Below are 17,494 nucleotides of genomic sequence, written 5' to 3' on the forward strand. Positions count from 1 at the left end.
CGTCTCTGCCAGGCCCTGCGGTCTCTCTGGGCTACGAGAGAAACCATAACCACGCCACCGCGCAATGTCTACTCCGGCCGTCATAGATTTTCGCGTGGCGGGTGAGGAGGTAATCGGTCCCGAACGCGCGGGCTCCCCGAAGCTGTCGAAGCGCAGCACAGGGAGCAGCTGGGGCGGTCAACTGTGAGGGCCTCATCGAGGGCCAGGACAATGGTCGAGACCCTCGCGGCGCACCGGGAACGGTGTCCTGGAGGATGGAAGATTCGTTCTGACGAACGTGACGGACGATCATTGGACGGACTCCAGCCGCGGTGCACAGGCCGGCAGCGGCAGGCGCAGAGCGGTTGACCGTCTTCCGGAACAAGCGCGCCGAAGGCCTTCCCGTAGCCCGGCACACGCCCGTGGCCGCATTCCCGGAGGAACCCCGGACCAGGGCACACCCCTGTACACGCAGCTTGCCGAGGAATGGGCTGCGTCCTGACCGAGCCGGCCTGACACGATCCCGGCTCGTCACCACCGCGCTCCGGCTCGCTGGCACGGTCACCTCCATGAGGCGCCGCGCGGACCGCTACAGCATCCGGGCCGGCTGGCCCATGGCCGAATGCTTCGCCCCGAGCGTCACCCTTGCCAGCCCGTCTGTTTCGGAGGGATCCCACCGGTCATACGGGGTGCTGTAAGACTTTTCCATCGAACAGGGAGTGATCAGCTGTGTCTGGTGAGCAGAAGGCCGAGGCGAAGGGCGAGCAGGCCAAGGGCAAGCTCAAGGAGACCGCTGGCAGCCTGACGGGCAATGAGCGGATGACCGCCGAGGGTCGCGCGGAGCAAGCCAAGGGCGATGCCCGCGAGGCCAAGGAAAAGATCAAGGACACCTTCAAGCACTGACCCCTCGGGTGCACGGGGCCGGGACCGCAGGAGCGGTCCCGGCCCCGTTGCATGTCCGCGCGCAGCCGGCTCCGGTCAGGCGGCGGCGTGCTGAGGCCGGCGCAGTTGCGCCTGTCCGAAGAGGAGTGCGTAGTCGTCGGGGAGTCGCTGGAGGACGCGGGCAAGGAGGTCGGGTCCGGCGAGCACGGTGACGGCGGCGAGTACGGCGCCGGTGTCCCAGCGGGCGATGGCCGGGCTCACGCCGGTTCGTTCGGCCAGGTCCTTGACGAAGCCCCAGCCGGTGAGCTGCTCGGTATCGGGGATCTGGGCGGTCAGGGTGAGGGCGGCTTCGACGGGCAGGCACTGGGCGAGGTCGACGCGCTCGTCACCGGTGACCTGCCGGCCGAGCGCGGTAAGAACGGTGCGGACGACTTCTTCCGCGCGTTCGCGGGTGGGGTAGGCGCCCTCGTAGCGGACGCGTTCCAGCATCTGGTCGAACGTCATGGCGGGGGTGGGACGGTCCGGTCGAGGCTGGTCGTACATGGTGCTGCGGTTGCCTTTCTCTTCGAAGGTTCGAGTTCCGGCCGTCGGCGCCGGTCAGGTGGGCTGGGGGTGGCCGAAGAGGAGGTCGTAGCCGGGCGGGAGCTGGAGCAGGACCTCGCGCATGAGGACGTCACCCGCCGCGGCGGCCACGGTGGACAAAACCGCGCCGATGTCCCACAGGGCTGTCTTCTCGGTGGCGCCTTCGATCCAGGCCGCGGTCGCGCGGACGAAGCGTTCGGGTGAGAGCGGTTCGGCAGCCTGCAGGGGATTGAGGAGGATCAGGGCGTACGTCTCGGGGAGCCGGGCGGCGAGCTCGGCCCGCACGGTGCCGACCAGGTGCGCGCCCAGTAGGGCCAGGACGACGCGGGCCGCCCGTTCGGCTTCCGGCAGGGTCGTGTACTCGCCGCGTTCCTGGACGTGGGCCAGGAACGCCTCCCTGCGTATCGACATCACGTCACCTCCGGGGAGGGGTGAAGGAGCGAGGGGTGCGGAGGGCGGAGTGTCGGAGGGGGATCGGTTCCCCGTCCTCCGCCGCGGTGGGGCTGGTCAGCCGGAGATCTGCTTGCGGCCGGGCTGGCCGCTGATGGCGATCTTGCGGGGCTTGGCGCGCTCGGCGATCGGGATGCGCAGGGTCAGGACACCCGCGTCGTGGTCGGCCTCGATGTGCTCGGTGTCGAGGGTGTCGGCCAGCATGATCTGGCGGGAGAAGACGCCCAGGGGCCGCTCGGAGAGCTCCATCTGCACTCCGTCGGACTTCTCCGTGGGCCGGCGCTCGGCCTTCACCGTCAGCATGTTCCGCTCGACGTCGATGTCGATCGCCTCGGTGCTCACGCCGGGGAGGTCGAAGGCGATCACGTACACGTCGCCCTGACGGTAGGCGTCCATCGGCATCACGGACGGCTTCGACCACGTCCCCGACGCACCCGACAGCTGCTGGACGATCCGGTCCATCTCGCGGAACGGGTCGGTGCGCATCAACATCGCGAAACACCTCCAGTTGGGTCAGGCAGAAACTGCCAATGCGCTTCAACGTGCATCCGTTGTAACATGTCATCGAAACGATGACAAGCAAGAGGTCATCTGGAGGATGACAAGCTCGGAGAGTGTCATGAATGAAGCCAGCCGGCCGGCCGCGCCGGTCCCTTTTCCCGCTGCGGCGACGGCTTTGCGGGCCATCGACCAGGCCGTGAGGCACGCGCAGCGTTCCTCTTCCGGAACGCCCCCGACCGAGCCGATAGGCGCGGGCCCGCACCCGGCTCTGGCCGCGCTGCTGATGCTGCGGGAGGTCCGTGAACAGCTCGCCGGCTGGGAGAGCGGCCTGATCGAAACAGCCCGGGGCCAGGGCGCGAGCTGGGCCGACCTCGCCGGACCCCTCGGGGTCGCGAGCCGTCAGGCCGCCGAACGCCGCTACCTGCGCCTGCGCCCCGGCAGGGCCGGAAGCACCGGCGAGGAACGCGTCCAGGCCACCCGCGACACACGTGCCGCAGACCGCGCCGTCACGGCCTGGGCCCGTGACAACGCGGCCGACCTGCGCCGGCTCGCCGGCCAGATAACCGCCCTCACCGACCTCCCCGACGCCGCCGCGGCGGCCGTCGGCGAACTGAACCGGGCCCTGGCCGACAACGACGCAGCCCGCCTCGTCCGGCCCCTGACCGACACCCGGCCTCACCTGCGCCCCGAGGACTCGGCTCTCGTCGATCACCTCGACGCGATGACCCGACACACCGCCCACCTCCGCCAGGACAGCCACGACCGGCGCGGCACCTGACCCGGAATTCGAAACGCACCGTGCCGACGCCGCGCAGTTGTTCGCGCGTGCGGGGCACCTGGTCGGGCCACGGCATGGACACAGATCAGGGCCGTGCAGCAACAGCTGCGCGGCCCTGATCCGGTACGCGTCGGATCCCGCCGATATCGCAGGCATCCGCTGTTCGGGTCGAGTGGTACGGGCTGCAGGGGCAGCCTTACGTGCCCGTCTCGGTGCCCCGCGGGTGGTGAAGGTCAGGCCGGGTTGATGTTCTCGGCCTGGGGGCCCTTCTGGCCCTGGGTGACGTCGAACGTCACGACCTGGCCCTCCTGGAGCTCACGGAAGCCCGAGGAGTTGATCGCGGAGTAGTGGGCGAATACGTCCGGGCCGCCGCCGTCCTGGGCGATGAAGCCGAAGCCCTTCTCCGCGTTGAACCACTTCACAGTTCCCGTAGCCATGTCTCGTGCCTTCCAGTCGATGGACGCCTCCCGCTTCATGCGGAAGGCGGAGGTGATCGCCCTGGTTCCTGCGGCACAGCACAGCAAAACGCCCACGCCGAACGCGTGGGCAGGGGGGAACTTCCGAACCACGACAGCTGACGCAGACGCTACACGCCGACAACGGGCTGTCACCAGAGGGAAACGAGCACGCGTCGCGACCCGACATGCACGGGTGGGCGTGCCCGCCGAGACCGGCGGGCACGCCCACCTCAGGCCGCTGTCCGTGGATGCACCTCGGCCGCTGCGCGACGGTACTCGGCGTTGACGCGCTGCGCTTCTTCGAGTCGGACTTCGAGCATCACGATCCGGCAGGCCGCCTCGATGGGGGTGCCGTGGTCGACGAGTTCGCGGGCGCGGGCGGCGATCCGCAGTTGGGAGCGGGAGTAGCGGCGGTGGCCGCCCTCGGAGCGGAGTGGGGTGATGAGGCGGGCTTCGCCGATGGCGCGGAGGAAGCTCTGGGTGGTGCCGAGCATCTCGGCGGCCCGGCCCATCGTGTAGGCGGGGTAACCGTCGTCGTCGAGACGGCCGAACGAATCGTCTGCTGTCATCGCACCTCACTGCGAAACAGGTAGGGAAAGGGGTCGGAACGCGGGGAGGGGCCCTGGTGCGTACGACACCAGGGCCCCGAAGGAACTGCTACACCATCTGCCGGCCCTAGTCCTGCGCCGGCCTACTGTTTCCGCGGACCCGTCCGAACGGGGACAGGCTGTGCGGGGATCGCGGTTGCTCGACCGGAGACCACCTCACTATCGATGTCCTGCGGTACCCGGACTCAAAACTTCCGCCCGGACGATCCTGATGGCGCCTCAACTCCTCCGTTCTTCCCTCGGTGATCAACTGCTTACCAAACGGGAGAGACTGCGAACTGCGGGTTACTGCGCTTACTGCTGTACTGCGGGAACTGCATTCACTGCGGTACTGCTGATACTGCGTACTGCTGGTGGCCTGATCCAGCGCCACTCTTCGGCAGCCAGCCCCGTTGCCCGTCCTGCGTCTGCTCTGGCTTAGAACCCCACTGCCGAACTTCCCGGTGCGCGCGCCCGCAGCCGACGCCTTCACCGAGGTGCTGCTCACTGACTTCACTGCTGGGTACTGCGCACTGCACTCTTCACTGCTGGGTACTGCGAACTGCACTTACGGGTACTGCACTGCGTTAACTGCGGTACTGCTCTCGGCGGCCCCTGATCACTGCGGGCCACCCGGTCCGGTCGTCAGCCCCGTCGCCGTCCTGCAACAACCCTGGCTTCGGAACTCCACCACCGCACCGTCCTGCGAACTGCGGGTACTGCTGCCTGGCAGTTCGTCTCTGCCAGGCCCTGCGGTCTCTCTGGGCTACGAGAGAAACCATAACCACGCCACCGCGCAATGTCTACTCTGGCCGTCATAGATTTTCGTGCCCGCCGAGGGGAGCTAGACCTTCACGGTCGGTCCAGGATGCGCAGCAGGTCAGGGGCTCGGGAGGGTCGCAGCCGAGCGGGTGGGGTCCCCCACGTCTCGTCGACTGACGGCCCACGCGGAGAGCCTCGAGGGGGCCGTCCACGACTCCAGCCCGCACGCGCCGCGTATGCGCACCCCTGACCTGTACGGCGGTACCGGTGGATTCGGCTGGCCCATGGTCAACCGCCTTGCCCGAGCGACCGCTGTCACCCGTCGGGCCTCCGGCGGGAAGACGGTGAGTGCTCTTCTCGACCGGTACGTCCTCCCGGTCGAGAGAACGGGACGACCGGTGCATAAAATCGGCTCCCATGTCGAAGCCTGACGAGCTGCTCGTTGACGTTGCCACCCTGGTGGAGTCCGGGCAGAGCAATCAGATGTCCCTGACCGTGGTCACCGCTGGCGCTGTCATCACCGGTCGGCTGGCACCCGAAGCCGTGTGGAGGCAGCGGGTGTCGGAGGTCCTGACGGACTCCGCCCGCCTGGGCGAGTTCGCCGCCATCTTCACCACCACGACACCCCAAGAGGGGCCGCCCACCCATCTGCACTTCCATGTGGCCCGCATCCTTCAGGGCACGGTGGGGATCCCGGAGACGGGCGGGATGTACCGCGTCTCGATCGCGGACGTCAGCGCCTGGACCATGGGCGACTTCAGCTACTCCGACCACTGACCCGGATTCGCGTAACCCCCGGTATGCGGGAGGGCCCGACCGGCACGTGCCGGTCGGGCCCTCCTCGTTGTTCGGGTGTCGGCTTGCGCCGGTCCTGTCCGTCAGACGGTCACCGGGATGCCGAGCATCGCGGAAGCCTGCTGGAGCGGGCTGAGGACGCGCGTGGGCACGGCGGCCCGGGGGAGGCCGCGGCAGGTGAACCCGAGCTGGTTCATGGCCCGGAGGACTTCACCGGCGCTGAAGTCACGGCGGTCCTGCCGAGTGATGACCTGGCCGACCTGCTTGGCGGGGTAGGTACGGCGCCCGATGATCACTGACTCGCCGACGACCTGCTCGGGCTTGATGCCCTTCATCGACTCCAGGACACCGCTCTTGGTCAGGTCGAACGGGAAACGGGCGATGACACAGCGCATGTTGCCTCACAGGAAGAAGAAAGGGGGACCGTCGTGCCGTGGTGAGGCGGTTCAGCGGGCAAGGGCGAGGACGCCCAGAGCACTGCCCTGGTCATTGACGACCGGCAGGGCATCGAGCCGGCGGTAGGGCATCGCGTGTTCGGCTTCGGCCATCGAGGTCACGGGTGAGGCGACCGGCCCGCGGTCCCCCAGCAGGTCGCGGAGACGGACCCGGTCGGTGTAAGCCGCGCTGTCGCGGACGGTGGCGAGCCGGCCCTGGGTGACCAGCCCGGTGCACAGGCCGTCCTCGTCGCAGACGAGCAGATGACCCGCGCGGGCGCCGGCCATGACGGCCAGGGCCACCTCGACCGTCATGTCGTCACAGACCTGTGGACCGGCCGCCTCCATCGCGTCGTCCACCGTCCGGTGCACAGGGTGGGTGTTCGCCGAGCGGGGCTCCATCTGGACCAGCGTCAAAACGTGCCTCCTGCAGAGATGGGTCAGTTTCCTGATCACGTGCTTCTCAGGCCGCCGCATCGAAGGCGGACTGCCGCACGCTCACGCGCCGGACGGTCGAAGCGGTCCGACGCCTCCCCCGGGAGGCCGCGCTGCGCTTGGCGCGTTCGACGACCGGTGCGGTGATGACGACGGGGATACCGGAGGGGGCCTGGGAGCCGGTGATGCGGTTCAGGGCCTCTTCGCCGGAGCGGACCTGGGTGGTCTGCGGGACGATGCCGGCGGCCTGCATGAGGCGGCTCATCTCGCGGCGCTGGTTGGGGGTGACGAGGGTGACGACGCTGCCGGACTCGCCGGCGCGCGCGGTGCGGCCTCCGCGGTGGAGGTAGTCCTTGGGGTCGGTGGGCGGGTCGACGTTGACGACGAGGTCGAGGTTGTCGACGTGGATGCCGCGCGCCGCCACGTTCGTCGCGACCAGCACGGTCACGTGTCCGCTCTTGAACTGGGCGAGGGTGCGGGTGCGCTGGGGCTGCGACTTCCCGCCGTGCAGGGCCGCGGCCCGGACACCGCTGTTCAGCAGGTCCTGGGTCAGCCGGTCGACGGCGTGCTTCGTGTCCAGGAACATCATCACCCGGCCCTCGCGCGCCGCGATCTCCGTCGTCGTCCGGTGCTTGTCCGCGCCGTGCACGTGCAACACGTGGTGCTCCATCGTCGTCACCGCACCGGCCGAGGGGTCCACCGAGTGGACGACCGGGTCGGTGAGGTAGCGGCGGACCAGCAGGTCGACGTTGCGGTCCAGGGTGGCGGAGAACAGCATCCGCTGCCCCTCGGGACGCACCTGGTCCAGGAGGGCGGTGACCTGCGGCATGAAGCCCATGTCGGCCATCTGGTCGGCCTCGTCCAGGACGGTGATCGCAACCTGGTTCAGTCGGCAGTCGCCGCGGTCGATCAGGTCCTTCAACCGGCCGGGCGTGGCCACGACGACCTCCGCGCCTCCGCGCAGCGCTCCGGCCTGCTTGCCGATCGACATGCCGCCGACGACCGTGGTCAGGCGCAGCTTCACGGCGCGGGCGTAGGGGGCGAGGGCGTCGGTCACCTGCTGGGCCAGCTCGCGGGTGGGGACGAGGACGAGGGCCAGCGGCTGGCGGGGCTCGGCACGCTGTCCGGCGGTGCGGGCCAGCAGGGCGAGGCCGAAGGCGAGCGTCTTGCCGGAGCCGGTGCGACCGCGGCCGAGCACGTCACGGCCCGCAAGGGTGTTGGGCAGGGTGGCGCCCTGGATCGGGAAGGGCACGGTCACGCCCTGCGCGCCGAGAGCGGCCAACAGCTCGGCCGGCATGGCGAGGTCGGCGAAGGCCTCGACGGCGGGCAGCGCCGGAGTGATCGTCTTCGGCAGGGCGAACTCGCCTTGGATTGCGGCGGGCCGGCGGCCGTAGCCGCCGGAGCGGCTCGGACCTCCGGAACGGCTCGGGGCCGACGAGCCGAAGCGGCTGCCCCGCTCCGAACCGGCGGCAGCGCCGAAAGCGGGGCCGCCGGTGCGGCTGCGGGTGCGAGAGGAACGGTCGTTCGTACGTGTGCGGTTCATTCAGAACCTTCCTTGATGCGGCACATATCAAGGAATTCCCGCAGCAGAAACGCAGCGCGGGGAATCACAAGAACGGGCCGAATGGAATGCGAAAGCGACTCTGGCCTACAGGAATTCTGTACGGGCGCATGCGCTGAGATGGGGTGGCGTCATGCGGACGCGAAACCACGAAAAATCGAGGGGGTGAAACCCCAGGCAAGCTGTAACCCTGAATACTTCGTCACGCAGGTGACACCACTGCGGGAAATGCGTGCAGCTGGGGCCCGCACCCCGAGGGATGCGGGCCCCAGCTACGAAATGCGCGTCAGCGTCAGGCAGGAAGGATGTTCTCGGCCGTCGGGCCCTTCTGGCCCTGCGCGATGTCGAAGGTGACCTTCTGGCCTTCCAGCAGCTCGCGGAAGCCCTGGGCGGCGATGTTCGAGAAGTGGGCGAAGACGTCGTCGCCGCCACCGTCCTGCTCGATGAAGCCGAAACCCTTAGCCGCGTTGAACCACTTCACGACGCCAGATGCCATGTCATATCTCCTTGGGGCAGTACACCAGCATCCGCACCGTACGGACACCGTATCGCCGCGATGATGCCCCGCCGGAAAATGACCCGGAAATATGAAGCACTCGAATGTGGCGCGGAGGCCGGCTGGAGCGCTTGAAGTTTTTGGGTACCAAAACTGCAACCGAGATCGACAGTAGCACGCTGCAGTGGCTTGTGTGCGCTAAATATCTCCATCGTGTGCGGTGCGGAAAAACTCTCCCTGCGGGGTCCATTGAACTCTCTGACCGCGGGGATAGATATTGATTCCCTCCGAGTGCAGCGTTTCGTGAGCAAGGGCGTCCGCCAGCTGCGACGTGCAGTCCATCGGGACGTGAGCCTGCGGGGTGGGTCCGCAGCGCCCTCCCGAAGGGATCGGCAGCTCGCAGGTGCTCCATGGCGGTCTCGGGGGCGTCCACGGCAAGGCGGCGCGGCCAGCCCCGCACTCGCTACACGTCTGTTCCGCAGCGTCTGTCCGGCCACTGGGCAGGCCCGTACCATTGCCGCCGACCGGCGCGGGGTGACGGTGACGTGGCACCTCCCTTCCTGCCCGCACTACGTCGCCGATCGCGTGTTGGCGGGCGGGGAAAAGGACCAGGTGGTCCCGTCGAGGGCCTGAGCCACCCCTCCGGCCAACCGCCCCTTTTTGAAAGCGAATTCACGCGACGGAGGTAGCGGTGTGACGCAGGGCATCGAGAGCGCGTCTCGCGACGCGAGACCGGCGTGGGCCCGTGTGGTGCAAGTGGTGCGCGAAGAGCCCTCCGGCCAGGGAGTTCCTGCGAGTTGGGGCACGCGGAGGGCACGGTGAGGGCCGAGAGGCCTAGACAACGACGAAGGCCCAGGTCGCTGACCTGGGCCTTCGTTCAAGAGCGGATGACGGGAATCGAACCCGCGCTATAAGCTTGGGAAGCTCATGTTCTACCATTAAACTACATCCGCACGGTGGGCCAGTTGCCTGGAGCTCCATCGTCGCCCACTCTACCTCATGATCGACCCCCGGTGAATTTGCCGCGGGGTCGTTGTCGTGTGTGGTGTGCACCGAGGCGTGTGCGTGCGGGAGTTGGGGCGTACGGTGTGGGTGCGGAGCGGCGGCTGGAGTGGGTGCCGATCATCCCCTAATGTGGCGATTCGTCGCAGTACGGCTCGTTGGGGAAAGGGACTCGATGGAGCACACCGTCGTCCGTTGTGCCGAAGGGCACGTTTTCAGTACCGCCTCCTTCCCGCTGCAGCACCTCGGTGCCGGCCGGATCGGGCCCGGGCGGCTGCTGCGGTGTCCGCGGTGCGCCCGGTTGCGGCACGCCGTGCCCGTCGGGGCGGTCAAGCGGTAGGGGACGGGCGCGCGGGTGCCGCTCTCGATTGGGGGTGGCCCGCGCGCTCTGCGTATCCTCGGGACGTGCTTCTCTCTGACAAAGACATCCGGGCCGAGATCGACAGCGGACGGGTTCGCATCGACCCGTTCGAGGAATCGATGGTGCAGCCCTCCAGCATCGATGTACGTCTCGACCGGTTCTTCCGGGTGTTCGAGAACCACCGGTACGCCCACATCGATCCGGCGATCGAGCAGGCGGACCTGACCCGGATGGTCGAGCCGGAGGGTGACGAGGCCTTCATCCTCCACCCCGGTGAGTTCGTGCTCGCCTCCACCTACGAGGTCGTCTCGCTGCCCGACGACATCGCCTCCAGACTGGAGGGGAAGTCCAGTCTGGGCCGCCTCGGTCTGGTGACGCATTCGACCGCCGGGTTCATCGACCCCGGGTTCTCGGGCCACGTGACCCTGGAGCTGTCGAACCTCGCCACGCTGCCGATCAAGCTCTGGCCGGGCATGAAGATCGGGCAGCTGTGCATGTTCCGGCTCAGCTCGCCCGCGGAGTTCCCGTACGGCAGCGAGCGGTACGGGTCCAGGTACCAGGGGCAGCGCGGTCCGACCGCCTCGCGCTCCTTCCAGAACTTCCACCGCACCCAGGTGAGGCACGAGGCATGAGTGACGCAGTACGCGAGAACCTCGACTACGAGGGCTTCGGGCGGGCCGTGCGGGAGCTCGCGCAGACCATCGCCGACGACGGGTACGAGCCCGACATCATTCTCAGCATCGCCCGTGGCGGCGTGTTCGTCGCCGGTGGGCTGGCCTACGCGCTCGACTGCAAGAACATCCACCTGGTGAACGTCGAGTTCTACACGGGCGTGGGCACCACCCTGGAGATGCCGGTCATGCTGGCACCCGTGCCCGAGGCGATCGACTTCACCGACAAGAAGGTCCTCATCGCCGATGACGTGGCCGACACGGGCAAGACGCTGAAGCTCGTCCACGACTTCTGCCTGGGCCACGTCGCCGAGGTGCGCTCCGCCGTGATCTACGAGAAGTCCCACTCGCTCGTGAAGTGCGAGTACGTGTGGAAGAAGACCGACGAGTGGATCAATTTCCCCTGGTCGGTCGAACCGCCCGTCGTGAAGCGTGAGGGTCAGGTCCTCGACGCCTAGACGTCGTCCCGGGTACGGGGTACGCGAAGGCCCGCCGCGCAGAGGCTGCGCGGCGGGCCCTTTTCGTGTGCGCGGGCTAGATGGTGCCCAGCTTGATGATCGACAGGAGTGCGATCAGCTGGATCGCGGAAGCGCCCAGCGCCTTCGGCCACGGCAGGTCGTGCGACTTGCTGACCAGCGAGGTGAAGAGCGCTCCTGCCGCCACCCAGGTGGCCCAGCCGAGGACCTGCACGACCATGTTGTCGCCGCCGAGGAACACCGCGAACAGCAGGCGCGGCGCGTCCGTGATGGACATGATCAGCATGGACAGGCCCACCGTCGGCTGCCACGTGCCGTCGCCGCCCAGCTGGCGGGCCAGCGTGTGCGTGACCGCGCCCAGGATCAGACCGCAGATGACGAAGGCCACGCCGGCGGAGAGGACGATCGGGACGGCCTTCGACAGGGTCGCCTTGATCACGTCCTCGCGGGCGTCGTCGAGGCCGAAGACCGCGAGGAGACCGTAGAGGAAGGTCACGATCAGCGCGGGACCCCAGACGGAGTAGTCGCGCATCTGCAGGAAGGTCTGGCCCGGCCGCGTCACGATGCCGCGCAGGAGCTCCTTCCACGGCAGCCTCGGCCCGGCCGGCGCGGCCGCGCCCACACCCGCCTGGTAGGTCGCGCCCTGGCCGTACGGGTCCTCGCCGACCGCGAAGACCTGGGTGTGACCCGGGTTGTCGTTCGTGTAGCCCCCGCCGCCACCCTGACCGCCGCCGGGGCCCCCGTGGCCGTACGGGGGCTGCTGCTGCGGGTGCGGCGGCTGCTGTCCGTACGGGTCGAAGTACTCCGGCTCGCCGTGACCCCCGCCGCCGGGCTGCGGCCACTGCTGCTGCGGAGGTGGGCCTCCGGCGGGAGGGTAGGGCTGCTGGCCGTAGGGCGGCGGTTGCTGCCGGCCGTACGACTGCTGCTGCTGCGGGGGTTGTTGCGGAGTGCGGTTGTTGTCCCGGCCGCGTCCGATCCTGAATCCAGCCACGTGATCGAACGTACCTGGTCCCGCGGACTCCGGTGGACGGTCGCCCGGATAAGGCACCCTTTGCGGCTGACCTGTGACATCCCCTAGGGGTACCCCGAGGGCCTGACCGAGTGGACGGTTTACCCGGCTGCGCCGCAGTTTGCGGCTCTTCGTTACGTTGCCGACGGAATACGCACATACGATCGACCTGAAGCGTCCGAGCACGCAGAACGACGGCTGGACGTACGAGCTCGTCCAGGACGGCGAGCGCGTGAAGTTCGTCGTCATCGACGGCAAGGGCGGCGGGAACAGCCGGGTGTACGACTTCAGCGGCCGGCTGATCGAGAAGTACACGGTCGACCCGGTGAAGAAGGACGTGAAGGTCGTTCCGAGGGGCGGCGTGAAGGCCGGAGCGGAAGGGGTCGTCCCGGCGGAGGACGGGGCGCCGGTGCTGGCCGCCGCGGGCGGCAGCATGGCTTCGGCGGGCGCTGCCGGGCTCGGCTTCGCGCTGCTGCGGCGGCGCCGTGCGGGGGGCGAGGGCTGAGCCCCACCGCTCCGCTTCCCCGAACGCCGGAACGGCCGGCCCCCCGCGTGGGGGACCGGCCGTTCCGTTCCGCTGGTGCGGGCCGGCGCTACTTGGCGTCCTCGGGCTTGGCCTCTGCGGCTGCCTCTGCCTCGGGCTCCGCAGCGGGCTCCGCCTCGGCCTTGGCGTCGGCCTCCGGCTCGGCCTCGGCGTCCGCCTCACCCTCGGGCTCGGCCTCCGCCTCGGCGTCCGCCTCAGCCTTCGCCTCGGCCCCGGCCGCGACCGCCTCAGCCTCAGCCTCAGCCTCAGCCTCGGCCCCAGCCTCGGCCCTCGCCTTGGCGTCCGCCTCAGCCTTCGCGTCCGCCTCGGCCTTGGCCTTCGCCGCGGCTTCCGCCTCCGCCTTCGCAGCAGCCTCCGCCTTGGCCTTCGCCTCCGCCTCCGCCTTCGCGGCGGCGGCAGCGGCCTCGGCCTCCGCCGCGGCAGCAGCCTCGGCTTCGGCCTCCGCGGCCGCGGCCGCGAGCTCCGCCTCCGTGGGGCCGGGAGCCTTGACCGACTCCAGCAGAAGCTGCGCCACGTCGACGACCTGCACGGACTCCTTCGCCTTGCCGTCGTTCTTCTTGCCGTTGACCGAGTCGGTCAGCATGACCAGGCAGAACGGGCAGGCGGTGGAGACGATGTCGGGGTTCAGGGACAGGGCCTCGTCGACACGCTCGTTGTTGATGCGCTTGCCGATCCGCTCCTCCATCCACATGCGCGCGCCACCGGCGCCACAGCAGAAGCCCCGCTCCTTGTGGCGGTGCATCTCCTGCTGGCGCAGCCCCGGCACGGCCGACATGATCTCGCGCGGCGGCGTGTAGACCTTGTTGTGCCGGCCCAGGTAGCACGGGTCGTGGTACGTGATCAGGCCGTCCACCGGCGTGACCGGCGTCAGCCGGCCCTCGTCGATCAGGTGCTGCAGCAGCTGCGTGTGGTGGATGACCTCGTACTCGCCGCCGAGCTGCGGGTACTCGTTCGCGATGGTGTTGAAGCAGTGCGGGCAGGTCGAGACGATCCGCTTCGCCGACTTCGGCTTCCGGGTCGACGGATCTTCATCGTCCTCACCGAACGCCATGTTCAGCATGGCGACGTTCTCCTGGCCCAGCTGCTGGAACAGCGGCTCGTTGCCCAGGCGGCGCGGCGAGTCACCCGTGCACTTCTCGTCGCCGCCCATGATCGCGAACTTGACGCCCGCGATGTTCAGCAGCTCCGCGAAGGCCTTCGTGGTCTTCTTGGCCCGGTCCTCCAGCGCGCCGGCGCAGCCGACCCAGTAGAGGTAGTCGAACTCGGAGAGGTCCTCCGCGTCCTTGCCGATGATCGGGACCTCGAAGTCCACCTCCTTGGTCCACTCGACGCGCTGCTTCTTCGCCAGGCCCCAGGGGTTGCCCTTCTTCTCCAGGTTCTTGAGCATCGTGCCCGCCTCCGACGGGAACGCGCTCTCGATCATCACCTGGTAGCGGCGCATGTCGACGATGTGGTCGATGTGCTCGATGTCGACCGGGCACTGCTCCACGCACGCACCGCAGGTCGTGCAGGACCACAGCACGTCCGGGTCGATGACGCCGTTCTCCTCGACGGTGCCGATCAGCGGGCGCTCGGCCTCCGCGAGGGCGGCGGCCGGGACGTCCTTCAGCTGCTCCGCCGTGGCCTTCTCGTTGCCCTCCATGTCCTTGCCGCCGCCGGCGAGCAGGTACGGGGCCTTGGCGTGCGCGTGGTCGCGCAGCGACATGATGAGGAGCTTCGGGGACAGCGGCTTGCCCGTGTTCCAGGCCGGGCACTGCGACTGGCAGCGACCGCATTCCGTACACGTGGAGAAGTCGAGGATGCCCTTCCAGGAGAACTGCTCGACCTGGGAGACGCCGAAGACGTCGTCCTCGCCCGGGTCCTCGAAGTCGATGACCTTGCCACCGCTGGTCATCGGCTGGAGTGCGCCGAGGGCGACCGCGCCGTCCGCGTTCCGCTTGAACCAGATGTTCGGGAAGCCGAGGAAGCGGTGCCAGGCGACACCCATGTTGGTGTTGAGCGAGACGACGATCATCCAGATCAGCGAGGTGCCGATCTTGATCATCGCGGTGAAGTAGATGGCGTTCTGCAGCGCGCTCGCCGAGAGCCCCTTGAAGGCCAGGACCAGCGGGTACGAGACGAAGTACGCCGGCTCGTACGAGTCCACGTGGTGGATCGCGCCCTCGAGGCCGCGCAGGCACAGGATCGCGAGGCCGATGGTGAGGATGATGTACTCGACGAAGTACGCCTGCCAGGCCTTGGAGCCGGTGAAGCGCGACTTGCGGCCGGCCCGCGAGGGCAGGCTGAGCAGGCGGATCGCCATCAGGACGACGATGCCGAGGACCGTCATCAGGCCGATGAACTCGATGTAGAGCTCGAACGGCAGGAAGCCGCCGACGATCGGCAGCGTCCAGTCGGCCTGGAACAGCTGGCCGTACGCCTGCGCGAGGGTGGGCGGCAGCGTCAGGAAGCCGATCGCGACGAACCAGTGCGCGAAGCCGACGATGCCCCAGCGGTTCATCCGGCTGTGGCCGAGGAACTCCCGGACGAGGGTGAGGGTTCGGGCCTTCGGGGCGTCCGTGCGGCTGCCGGCCGGCACGGGCTGGCCGAGCTTCACGAAACGGTAGATCTGCGCCACGGCTCGGGCGAGCAGCGCGACGCCGACCACGGTCAGGACCAGCGACACGATGATCGCGGCGAGTTGCATGGGAGGGCTCCTCGGGCGGCACTTACTAAGCGGTAACTTATGAAGTCAAGGCTTGAGGTTACCCATTCCCGACGCCGCAATGTAGCCGAGCGTGCGGTGATCTGTGTCGCTCAGGCGAGCCTTTGTCTGTAGGCCGCCCGCGGGGTCTGCGCAAGGATCGCGAGGTCCATCCCGAGCCAGTGGTTCTCCACATAATGCCGGTCCAGCAGGGCCATCTCCTCCCAGGGGAGGTCCGAGCGCGCGCTCACCTGCCACAATCCGGTCATTCCGGGGCGTACGAGCAGCCGGTCGGAGCGGTCCGTGCGGGCTTCCGGGCGCGGCCCGACCAATGACATCTCGCCGCGGAGCACGTTGATCAGCTGGGGGAGCCCGTCGAGGGCGCAGCGGTCCAGGGCCGCGCCGAGCCGGCCCGTGTCGGCGGTGCGGAGCCGCCACGTGCGGAACGGCCTCCCGGCCAGGCCGGCGGCGGGCTCCCGCACGAAGGGGCGGCCGCCCTGGGTCGCGTACAGCAGTGCGACTGCCGGGACCAGGGCCGGCGCGAGCAGGGCCAGCAGGATCGTCGCTCCGACGAGGTCGATCACCCTTTTCGCCGGCGGGGCCGCGGGTACGCGGACCCGTGGCCGGGGGGCGGTGAGTGTGAGCGGCATGCCAGCACGTTGCCGCATGCCTCCGGCGGTCTTGCGGTGGCGCGCGCCGCGGTGACCCGTTCGGCCGCGCTTCGCTGCCGGGTTCTGCGCCCCGACCCCCTGCGCCTCAAACCCCGGCGGGGCTGAGAAATGGCCCCGCCGCCCCCAGGGTTGCGCGTAAGCGGCAGCTAAAGGTTGAGTCGACTCGACTCAGCTCTGTTGACGCCGGCGCAGCGATGCGGCATGGTTGAGCCTGTTCCACTCAAGTCAGCTGGAGGAATTGAAATGGCACGTGCGGTCGGCATCGACCTGGGCACCACTAACTCCGTCGTCAGCGTTCTGGAAGGCGGCGAGCCCACCGTCATCACCAACGCCGAGGGCGCCAGGACCACGCCGTCCGTCGTCGCCTTCGCCAAGAACGGCGAGGTCCTCGTCGGCGAGGTGGCCAAGCGCCAGGCGGTCACGAACGTGGACCGGACCATCCGCTCCGTCAAGCGCCACATGGGCACTGACTGGAAGATCAACCTGGATGGCAAGGACTTCAACCCGCAGCAGATGAGCGCCTTCATCCTGCAGAAGCTGAAGCGCGACGCCGAGGCGTACCTGGGCGAGAAGGTCACGGACGCGGTCATCACCGTCCCGGCCTACTTCAACGACTCCGAGCGCCAGGCGACGAAGGAGGCCGGTGAGATCGCGGGCCTGAACGTCCTGCGCATCGTCAACGAGCCGACCGCCGCCGCCCTGGCCTACGGCCTCGACAAGGACGACCAGACCATTCTCGTCTTCGACCTCGGTGGCGGCACCTTCGACGTGTCGCTCCTGGAGATCGGTGACGGCGTCGTCGAGGTCAAGGCCACCAACGGTGACAACCACCTCGGTGGCGACGACTGGGACCAGCGCGTCGTCGACTACCTCGTGAAGCAGTTCGCCAACGGCCACGGCGTCGACCTGTCCAAGGACAAGATGGCGCTCCAGCGTCTGCGCGAGGCCGCCGAGAAGGCGAAGATCGAGCTGTCCTCCTCCACGGAGACCACGATCAACCTGCCCTACATCACGGCTTCCGCCGAGGGCCCGCTGCACCTGGACGAGAAGCTCACGCGCGCCCAGTTCCAGCAGCTGACCGCGGACCTGCTCGACCGCTGCAAGACCCCGTTCCACAACGTCATCAAGGACGCCGGCATCGCGCTGTCCGAGATCGACCACGTGGTCCTGGTCGGCGGCTCCACCCGCATGCCGGCCGTCGCCGAGCTCGTCAAGGAGCTCACCGGCGGTCAGGACGCCAACAAGGGCGTCAACCCGGACGAGGTCGTCGCCATCGGCGCCACCCTCCAGGCCGGTGTGCTCAAGGGTGAGGTCAAGGACGTCCTGCTCCTCGACGTGACCCCGCTGTCCCTCGGTATCGAGACCAAGGGCGGCATC

The 17,494-nt window shown here is 68.7% G+C and carries 18 protein-coding genes, 1 tRNA gene and 2 pseudogenes; 8 read left to right on the top strand and 13 right to left on the bottom strand.

The features are described 5' to 3' along the window. The first annotated feature begins 708 nt into the window (after window positions 1-708). Window positions 709-882 carry a CsbD family protein gene (locus PV721_RS10745; protein WP_319722722.1) on the top strand — a complete coding sequence of 58 codons (174 nt, stop codon included), beginning with the start codon at window positions 709-711 and terminating at the stop codon, window positions 880-882. Between the two features lie 75 nt (window positions 883-957). Here PV721_RS10745 and PV721_RS10750 read toward each other — a convergent pair whose 3' ends face one another. From PV721_RS10750 to PV721_RS10760, 3 genes are all read right to left on the bottom strand, one after another. Beyond that, window positions 958-1,404 (bottom strand): DUF2267 domain-containing protein, encoded by a 447-nt coding sequence (locus PV721_RS10750; protein ID WP_319722724.1) that lies wholly within the window; start codon window positions 1,402-1,404, stop codon window positions 958-960. A gap of 54 nt (window positions 1,405-1,458) precedes the next feature. Beyond that, window positions 1,459-1,854: a DUF2267 domain-containing protein gene (locus PV721_RS10755; protein ID WP_319722726.1), complete on the bottom strand. Its 396-nt coding sequence runs from the start codon at window positions 1,852-1,854 to the stop codon at window positions 1,459-1,461. Between the two features lie 96 nt (window positions 1,855-1,950). Continuing rightward, window positions 1,951-2,385 carry an Hsp20/alpha crystallin family protein gene (locus PV721_RS10760; RefSeq protein WP_319722727.1) on the bottom strand — a complete coding sequence of 145 codons (435 nt, stop codon included), beginning with the start codon at window positions 2,383-2,385 and terminating at the stop codon, window positions 1,951-1,953. A gap of 127 nt (window positions 2,386-2,512) precedes the next feature. Here PV721_RS10760 and PV721_RS10765 point away from each other — a divergent pair, with 127 nt between their 5' ends. Then, window positions 2,513-3,172, top strand: a complete 660-nt coding sequence (locus PV721_RS10765) for an HSP18 transcriptional regulator (RefSeq protein WP_319722729.1) — start codon at window positions 2,513-2,515, stop codon at window positions 3,170-3,172. 233 nt (window positions 3,173-3,405) lie between these two features. On the opposite strand, the gene PV721_RS10770 is transcribed toward PV721_RS10765, so the two are convergent. Both PV721_RS10770 and PV721_RS10775 read right to left on the bottom strand, forming a co-directional pair. Continuing rightward, complete coding sequence (locus PV721_RS10770; RefSeq protein ID WP_008735947.1) at window positions 3,406-3,609, bottom strand: cold-shock protein; 204 nt, start codon at window positions 3,607-3,609, stop codon at window positions 3,406-3,408. 251 nt (window positions 3,610-3,860) lie between these two features. Beyond that, the gene (locus tag PV721_RS10775) at window positions 3,861-4,199 is read right to left on the bottom strand and encodes a MerR family transcriptional regulator (RefSeq protein ID WP_319722735.1); all 339 of its coding nucleotides are present in this window, start codon (window positions 4,197-4,199) and stop codon (window positions 3,861-3,863) included. Between the two features lie 950 nt (window positions 4,200-5,149). Between PV721_RS10775 and PV721_RS10780 the strand changes: the two are divergent. Continuing rightward, window positions 5,150-5,344: pseudogene (locus PV721_RS10780) on the top strand (ATP-binding protein); the annotation flags it as partial. Window positions 5,345-5,396: 52 nt separating this feature from the next. Beyond that, window positions 5,397-5,756 carry a hypothetical protein gene (locus PV721_RS10785; protein WP_319722737.1) on the top strand — a complete coding sequence of 120 codons (360 nt, stop codon included), beginning with the start codon at window positions 5,397-5,399 and terminating at the stop codon, window positions 5,754-5,756. A 101-nt stretch (window positions 5,757-5,857) separates the two neighbouring features. On the opposite strand, the gene PV721_RS10790 is transcribed toward PV721_RS10785, so the two are convergent. The 5 genes from PV721_RS10790 to PV721_RS10810 form a co-directional block, all read right to left on the bottom strand. Continuing rightward, window positions 5,858-6,169, bottom strand: coding sequence for an SCO5918 family protein (locus PV721_RS10790; protein WP_319722739.1), 312 nt, complete (start codon window positions 6,167-6,169; stop codon window positions 5,858-5,860). Window positions 6,170-6,220: 51 nt separating this feature from the next. After that, entirely contained in the window at window positions 6,221-6,625 is a 405-nt protein-coding gene (locus PV721_RS10795; RefSeq protein ID WP_319722741.1) for a CBS domain-containing protein, read from the bottom strand. 46 nt (window positions 6,626-6,671) lie between these two features. Continuing rightward, the gene (locus PV721_RS10800) at window positions 6,672-8,186 is read right to left on the bottom strand and encodes a DEAD/DEAH box helicase (RefSeq protein WP_319722743.1); all 1,515 of its coding nucleotides are present in this window, start codon (window positions 8,184-8,186) and stop codon (window positions 6,672-6,674) included. A gap of 310 nt (window positions 8,187-8,496) precedes the next feature. Then, window positions 8,497-8,700 (bottom strand): cold-shock protein, encoded by a 204-nt coding sequence (locus PV721_RS10805; protein WP_319722745.1) that lies wholly within the window; start codon window positions 8,698-8,700, stop codon window positions 8,497-8,499. 882 nt (window positions 8,701-9,582) lie between these two features. Continuing rightward, window positions 9,583-9,653, bottom strand: a tRNA-Gly gene (locus tag PV721_RS10810). A gap of 454 nt (window positions 9,654-10,107) precedes the next feature. Here PV721_RS10810 and dcd point away from each other — a divergent pair. Both dcd and PV721_RS10820 read left to right on the top strand, forming a co-directional pair. Continuing rightward, window positions 10,108-10,695, top strand: a complete 588-nt coding sequence (dcd, locus tag PV721_RS10815) for a dCTP deaminase (RefSeq protein ID WP_319722747.1) — start codon at window positions 10,108-10,110, stop codon at window positions 10,693-10,695. Beyond that, window positions 10,692-11,192: a phosphoribosyltransferase gene (locus PV721_RS10820; RefSeq protein ID WP_280916638.1), complete on the top strand. Its 501-nt coding sequence runs from the start codon at window positions 10,692-10,694 to the stop codon at window positions 11,190-11,192. Before dcd ends, PV721_RS10820 begins: the two co-directional genes overlap by 4 nt. A gap of 76 nt (window positions 11,193-11,268) precedes the next feature. Here PV721_RS10820 and PV721_RS10825 read toward each other — a convergent pair whose 3' ends face one another. Next, on the bottom strand, window positions 11,269-12,201 hold the full coding sequence (locus PV721_RS10825; protein ID WP_319722752.1) for a Yip1 family protein: 933 nt from the start codon (window positions 12,199-12,201) through the stop codon (window positions 11,269-11,271). A gap of 157 nt (window positions 12,202-12,358) precedes the next feature. Between PV721_RS10825 and PV721_RS10830 the strand changes: the two genes are divergently transcribed. Then, entirely contained in the window at window positions 12,359-12,724 is a 366-nt protein-coding gene (locus PV721_RS10830; RefSeq protein WP_319722753.1) for a hypothetical protein, read from the top strand. A 517-nt stretch (window positions 12,725-13,241) separates the two neighbouring features. Here the strand turns inward: PV721_RS10830 and PV721_RS10835 are convergent. Beyond that, a pseudogene (locus PV721_RS10835) lies at window positions 13,242-15,449 on the bottom strand ((Fe-S)-binding protein); the annotation flags it as partial. 110 nt (window positions 15,450-15,559) lie between these two features. Further along, window positions 15,560-16,096: a sugar transferase gene (locus PV721_RS10840; RefSeq protein ID WP_319722755.1), complete on the bottom strand. Its 537-nt coding sequence runs from the start codon at window positions 16,094-16,096 to the stop codon at window positions 15,560-15,562. A gap of 264 nt (window positions 16,097-16,360) precedes the next feature. Between PV721_RS10840 and dnaK the strand changes: the two genes are divergently transcribed. Further along, window positions 16,361-17,494, top strand: a 1,134-nt coding sequence (gene dnaK / locus PV721_RS10845; RefSeq protein WP_319722757.1) for a molecular chaperone DnaK, incomplete at its 3' end; no start/stop codon positions are given.

Origin of the sequence: Streptomyces sp. MB09-01, from assembly GCF_033794505.1 — a bacterium.
Taxonomy (GTDB): domain Bacteria; phylum Actinomycetota; class Actinomycetes; order Streptomycetales; family Streptomycetaceae; genus Streptomyces.

What these genes read in the sequence shown, in the direction of transcription:
- PV721_RS10750 (WP_319722724.1), bottom strand. Translation starts at nt 1,404, where the DNA reads ATGTACGACCAGCCTCGACCGGACCGTCCCACCCCCGCCATGACGTTC.
- PV721_RS10755 (WP_319722726.1), bottom strand. Translation starts at nt 1,854, where the DNA reads ATGTCGATACGCAGGGAGGCGTTCCTGGCCCACGTCCAGGAACGCGGC.
- PV721_RS10760 (WP_319722727.1), bottom strand. Translation starts at nt 2,385, where the DNA reads ATGTTGATGCGCACCGACCCGTTCCGCGAGATGGACCGGATCGTCCAG.
- PV721_RS10765 (WP_319722729.1), top strand. Translation starts at nt 2,513, where the DNA reads ATGAATGAAGCCAGCCGGCCGGCCGCGCCGGTCCCTTTTCCCGCTGCG.
- PV721_RS10770 (WP_008735947.1), bottom strand. Translation starts at nt 3,609, where the DNA reads ATGGCTACGGGAACTGTGAAGTGGTTCAACGCGGAGAAGGGCTTCGGC.
- PV721_RS10775 (WP_319722735.1), bottom strand. Translation starts at nt 4,199, where the DNA reads ATGACAGCAGACGATTCGTTCGGCCGTCTCGACGACGACGGTTACCCC.
- PV721_RS10785 (WP_319722737.1), top strand. Translation starts at nt 5,397, where the DNA reads ATGTCGAAGCCTGACGAGCTGCTCGTTGACGTTGCCACCCTGGTGGAG.
- PV721_RS10790 (WP_319722739.1), bottom strand. Translation starts at nt 6,169, where the DNA reads ATGCGCTGTGTCATCGCCCGTTTCCCGTTCGACCTGACCAAGAGCGGT.
- PV721_RS10800 (WP_319722743.1), bottom strand. Translation starts at nt 8,186, where the DNA reads ATGAACCGCACACGTACGAACGACCGTTCCTCTCGCACCCGCAGCCGC.
- PV721_RS10805 (WP_319722745.1), bottom strand. Translation starts at nt 8,700, where the DNA reads ATGGCATCTGGCGTCGTGAAGTGGTTCAACGCGGCTAAGGGTTTCGGC.
- PV721_RS10820 (WP_280916638.1), top strand. Translation starts at nt 10,692, where the DNA reads ATGAGTGACGCAGTACGCGAGAACCTCGACTACGAGGGCTTCGGGCGG.
- PV721_RS10840 (WP_319722755.1), bottom strand. Translation starts at nt 16,096, where the DNA reads ATGCCGCTCACACTCACCGCCCCCCGGCCACGGGTCCGCGTACCCGCG.